The organism is Streptomyces sudanensis (assembly GCF_023614315.1).
GTDB lineage: Bacteria > Actinomycetota > Actinomycetes > Streptomycetales > Streptomycetaceae > Streptomyces > Streptomyces sudanensis.
The window spans coordinates 1,537,022-1,541,945 of record NZ_CP095474.1; the positions used below are offsets into that span (position 1 = coordinate 1,537,022).

2 protein-coding genes and 1 pseudogene are annotated in these 4,924 nt (G+C 69.9%); 1 reads left to right on the forward strand and 2 read right to left on the reverse strand.

Features of this window, described 5'->3' with window-relative positions:
• Nucleotides 1–21: 21 nt before the first annotated feature.
• Nucleotides 22–676, reverse strand: a pseudogene (locus MW084_RS07090) (NYN domain-containing protein); the annotation flags it as partial.
• Between the two features lie 246 nt (nucleotides 677–922).
• Between MW084_RS07090 and MW084_RS07095 the strand changes: the two are divergent.
• The gene (locus MW084_RS07095) at nucleotides 923–1,084 is read left to right on the forward strand and encodes a hypothetical protein (protein ID WP_010473448.1); all 162 of its coding nucleotides are present in this window, start codon (nucleotides 923–925) and stop codon (nucleotides 1,082–1,084) included.
• An 83-nt stretch (nucleotides 1,085–1,167) separates the two neighbouring features.
• Here MW084_RS07095 and dnaE read toward each other — a convergent pair whose 3' ends face one another.
• Nucleotides 1,168–4,707 (reverse strand): DNA polymerase III subunit alpha, encoded by a 3,540-nt coding sequence (dnaE, locus tag MW084_RS07100; RefSeq protein ID WP_010473447.1) that lies wholly within the window; start codon nucleotides 4,705–4,707, stop codon nucleotides 1,168–1,170.
• Nucleotides 4,708–4,924: the final 217 nt, after the last annotated feature.

Consider the following 4,924-nt stretch of genomic DNA (forward strand, 5'->3'; position numbering starts at 1 on the left):
TCACCGGGCCGTGCGCCCGGNCGCCGGAGGCCCGCCCCGAGGCGGGGGCGGTCTCGGGCAGGGGCGCGGCGAGGATGGCGGCGATCTCGGGGCGGGGCGCGTGCGGCGGGGCGCACGGCCCGGTGAGGTCCTTCACCCGTACGGCGCGGGTGATCCAGGCCCGGTCGAGGACGCGGCGCTCGTCGGCCTCGGCGACGAGGTCCTCGGACTGGTTGTAGTCGCCGTCGGCGGCCTGGACGGCCCAGAGGTGGACGGCGACGCCGTGCTCCTTGGCGGACATCAGGCCGGGCAGCAGGTCGCCGTCGCCGGTGACGAGGACGATGTCGGAGCAGGCCCGGTTGCGGGCCAGCTCGGTCAGCTCGGCGTGCATGGCGGCGTCGACGCCCTTCTGCGCCCAGCGGCCGTCACTGCGGGTCAGCGCGCCGAGCCGGACGGTCACCCGGGGCATGACGCGGAGCCGGCGGTGCTCCGGCTGGGGGACCCGGTCGGGGGCGCCGTCGAACCAGTAGATGCGCAGCAGCGGCTGGGCCGTGTCGGCCTCGGCGCGCTCCCTCAGCCCCTGGACGAGGGCGGAGTGGTCGACGGTGATCCGGGAGCGTGCGGGCTCCCCGGCCAGCAGACTGGCGGCCGCGCCGAGCAGATAGCCGGCGTCCACGAGCACGACGCAGCGGTCCACGTGTTCCACCCTCTTTCGGGAACCTCGGGATCAAAAGTTGCTCCGGGTGTCCTTCGAGTCTGCCCGACCGGCGGGGTCCCGAGGGCCGGAGCGCGATCATCGGCGTGGCGCCTCACCGTAGCGGTTCCCGCGCTCTTCGGCTACGGTCCGCGACCACCGTCCGCAATGATCCAAAATGCGCGGCCCCTACCGGTGTGTGAATCTGGTCGCGGTCCTGGCCCCCCACATCCCACAGGAGGCATCCCCATGGCCAAGAACAGGAAGACCGAGCGCCGGCAGCAGGCCGAGTCCGGCACCCGGCAGTCCGCCGGCGTGCCGGTGGAGCACCCGGCGGAGCAGCGGACGACCCAGGTGACGCCGGCGGACGTCGCGCACAAGGGCCGGCAGAAGAGGTTCGGCCACAACTGACGCGCGCCGGCCGGACCGGCGGGTCCGCGGGAGGGGCGCGCCCGTGACGACGGGCGCGCCCCTCCCGTGCGACCGCCGGCGCCTCAGCCGGCCAGGCAGGACGGGCCGAGGAGGACCTTCAGGTCGCCGTAGAGCGCCGGGTCGGGCTGGACGCGGTGCCGGTCGAGGCGGAGCACGGTGGTCTTGCGGGGGCCCTGGAGCCTGATCCGCACCTCGGTGTCGCCCTTGTGGTGGCTGAGGATCTCGCCGAGCCGGCTGACCATCGGCGGGGTCACCTTCACCGTGGGGATGGTGAGGACGACCGGCGCGTTGGTCCCCGCCGACGACAGGTCGGGGACCATCAGCTCCATGGCGACCAGCCGGGGCACGTCCTCGCGCTTGTCGAGGCGGCCCTTGACGAAGACGACCGTGTCCTCGACGAGCTGGGTGGAGACCAGCTGGTACGTGGCGGGGAAGAACATGCACTCGATGGAGCCGGCCAGGTCCTCGACGGTGGCGATGGCCCAGGCGTTGCCCTGCTTGGTCATCTTCCGCTGGAGGCCGGAGATGATCCCGCCGATGGTGACGACCGCGCCGTCCGCGTGCTCACCGCCGGTGAGCTGGGAGATCGCCGCGTCGCTCTTGTCGGACAGGACGTGCTCGATGCCGAACAGGGGGTGGTCGGAGACGTACAGGCCGAGCATCTCGCGTTCCTGGGCGAGCAGGTAGGACTTCTCCCACTCGATGTCGGAGAACTCGACGTCGAGGCCGAAGCCCGGCTCGTCGCCGCCCTCGTCGCCCATGCCGCCGAAGAGGTCGAACTGGCCCTCGGCCTCCTTGCGCTTGACCGCGACCACGTTGTCGATCATGGTCTCGTGGTGGGCGACGAGGCTCTTGCGGGTGTGGCCCATCTCGTCGAAGGCGCCGGCCTTGATCAGCGACTCCACGGTGCGCTTGTTGCAGACGACGACCTCGACCTTGTCGAGGAAGTCGGGGAAGGAGGAGTACTTCCCCTTCGCCTTGCGGCACCTGATGATCGACTCGACGACGTTCGTCCCGACGTTCCGCACGGCGGAGAGGCCGAAGAGGATGACGTCGTCACCCTGGGCGGCGAAGTTCGCCTCGGACTCGTTGACGTTGGGCGGGAGGACCTTGATGCCCATGCGGCGGCACTCGTTGAGGTAGACCGCCGACTTGTCCTTGTCGTCCTTGACGGACGTCAGCAGCGCCGCCATGTACTCGGCCGGGTGGTTGGCCTTCAGGTACGCCGTCCAGTACGACACCAGGCCGTACGCGGCGGAGTGGGCCTTGTTGAAGGCGTACCCGGCGAAGGGGACCAGCACGTCCCACAGGGCCTGGACGGCCTCGTCGCTGTAGCCGTTCTTCCGGGCGCCCGCCTGGAAGATGGTGAAGTTCTTCGCCAGCTCCTCGGGCTTCTTCTTGCCCATGACGCGGCGGAGGATGTCGGCCTCGCCGAGCGAGTAGCCGGCGACGATCTGGGCGGCCTTCTGCACCTGCTCCTGGTAGACGATCAGGCCGTAGGTGACGTCCAGGACCTCCTTGAGCGGCTCCTCCAGCTCGGGGTGGATCGGGGTGATCTCCTGCTGGCCGTTCTTGCGCAGCGCGTAGTTGGTGTGGGAGTTCATGCCCATCGGGCCCGGCCGGTACAGGGCCGAGACGGCGGAGATGTCCTCGAAGTTGTCGGGCTTCATCAGCCGCAGCAGCGAGCGCATGGGCCCGCCGTCGAACTGGAAGACGCCGAGCGTGTCGCCGCGCTGGAGCAGTTCGAAGGTCGTGGGGTCGTCGAGCGGGAGGCCCAGGAGGTCGATGTCGATCCCCTTGTTGGCCTTCACCATCTTGACGGCGTCGTCCATGATCGTGAGGTTGCGCAGGCCCAGGAAGTCCATCTTCAGCAGGCCGAGCGACTCGCAGCTCGGGTAGTCCCACTGGGTGATGGTGACGCCGTCGGTGTGCCTCACCCAGACGGGGACGTGGTCGGTGATGGTCTCGCTGGACATGATCACGCCGGCGGCGTGCACGCCCATCTGGCGGACCAGGCCCTCCACGCCGCGCGCGGTGTCGATGACCTTCTTGACGTCCGGCTCGTTCTCGTACATCGCCCGGACCTCGCCCGCCTCGCTGTAGCGCGGGTGGGAGGGGTCGGTGATGCCGGACAGCGGGATGCCCTTGCCGAGGACGTCGGCGGGCATGGCCTTGGTGATCCGGTCGCCCATCGCGTACGGGTAGCCCAGCACGCGCGCGGAGTCCTTGATCGCGTTCTTGGCCTTGATGGTGCCGTACGTGCCGATCATGGCGACCTTGTCGGCGCCGTACTTCTCCGTCACGTACCTGATCACCTCGACGCGCCTGCGCTCGTCGAAGTCGATGTCGACGTCGGGCATGGAGACGCGCTCGGGGTTGAGGAACCGCTCGAAGATCAGGCCGTGCGGGATGGGGTCGAGGTCGGTGATGCCCAGCGCGTACGCGACGATCGAGCCGGCCGCGGAACCGCGGCCGGGGCCGACCGCGATGCCCTGGTTCTTGGCCCACATGATGAAGTCGGCGACGACGAGGAAGTACCCCGGGAACCCCATCTGGATGATGACGTCCATCTCGTACTCGACCTGCTTCAGCCGGTCCTCCGGGATGCCTCCGGGGAAGCGGCGGTGCATGCCGCGCATGGTCTCCTCGCGGAACCAGCTGACCTCCGTGTGCCCCTCGGGGATGTCGAACTTCGGCATGAGGTCGCGCTTCTCGAACATGCCGGTCGGATCGACCATCTCGGCGATCAGCCGCGTGTTGGCGCACCCCTCCTGCCAGGCGTCCGAGGAGTCGATGGCGTACATCTCCTCCGTGGACTTCAGGTAGTAGCCCGTGCCGTCGAACTTGAAGCGGTCCGGGTCGGAGAGGTTCTTGCCGGTCTGGATGCACAGCAGCGCGTCGTGCGCCCCCGCCTCGTGCGCGTACGTGTAGTGCGAGTCGTTGGTGACCAGCGGCGGGATGCCGAGCTTCCGGCCGATCTCCAGCAGGCCGTCGCGGACCCGGCGCTCGATCTCGATGCCGTGGTCCATCAGCTCCAGGAAGTACCGCTCCCTGCCGAAGATGTCCTGGTAGTCGGAGGCGGCCTTCAGCGCCTCGTCGAACTGGCCGAGCCGCAGCCGCGTCTGCACCTCGCCGGACGGGCAGCCGGTGGAGGCGACCAGCCCCTGCGACCACCGGGCGATGGTCTCCTTGTCCATCCGGGGCCACTTCTGCAGCCAGCCCTCGGCGTACGCGTCGGAGGAGAGGCGGAAGAGGTTGTGCAGGCCGGTGTTGTCGTACGCCCAGATCGTCTTGTGGGTGTAGCCGCCGGAGCCGGAGACGTCGTCGCGCTTCTGGTGCGGCTGGCCCCAGAGGACCTTGCGCTTGTTGCGCCGGGACTCGGGCGCCACGTACGCCTCGATGCCGATGATCGGGGTGACGCCCGCCTTCTTCGCCGAGTGGAAGAAGTCGTACGCCCCGTGCAGGTTTCCGTGGTCGGACATGGCGATGTGCGTCATGCCCATCTTGTTGCACGCCTCGAACATGTCCTTGAGCCGCGCGGCACCGTCCAGCAGGGAGTACTGGGTGTGCACGTGGAGGTGCGTGAACGGCGGCTTCGACACGGTTGCGGCCTCCGGGGCGGGAGCGTCGGGGGGTCAAGGGGGGTCGCTGGGAAGTCTACGACTCCACGGGGGCCGGGGAGGCCCTCGGCGACGGCGGCGCGCGGGCGCCGCGGGCGGGTCNNNNCGTGACANNNCGGCCGGGGCGCCCGGCCGTGTCCCCACGCGCACCGCCCGCGCGGTCCGCGCCCGCCGCCGAGGGCCCCGCGCCGGTCCCCGG

Coding starts and splice junctions, on each gene's coding strand:
- MW084_RS07095 (WP_010473448.1), top strand. CDS start 923: ATGGCCAAGAACAGGAAGACCGAGCGCCGGCAGCAGGCCGAGTCCGGC.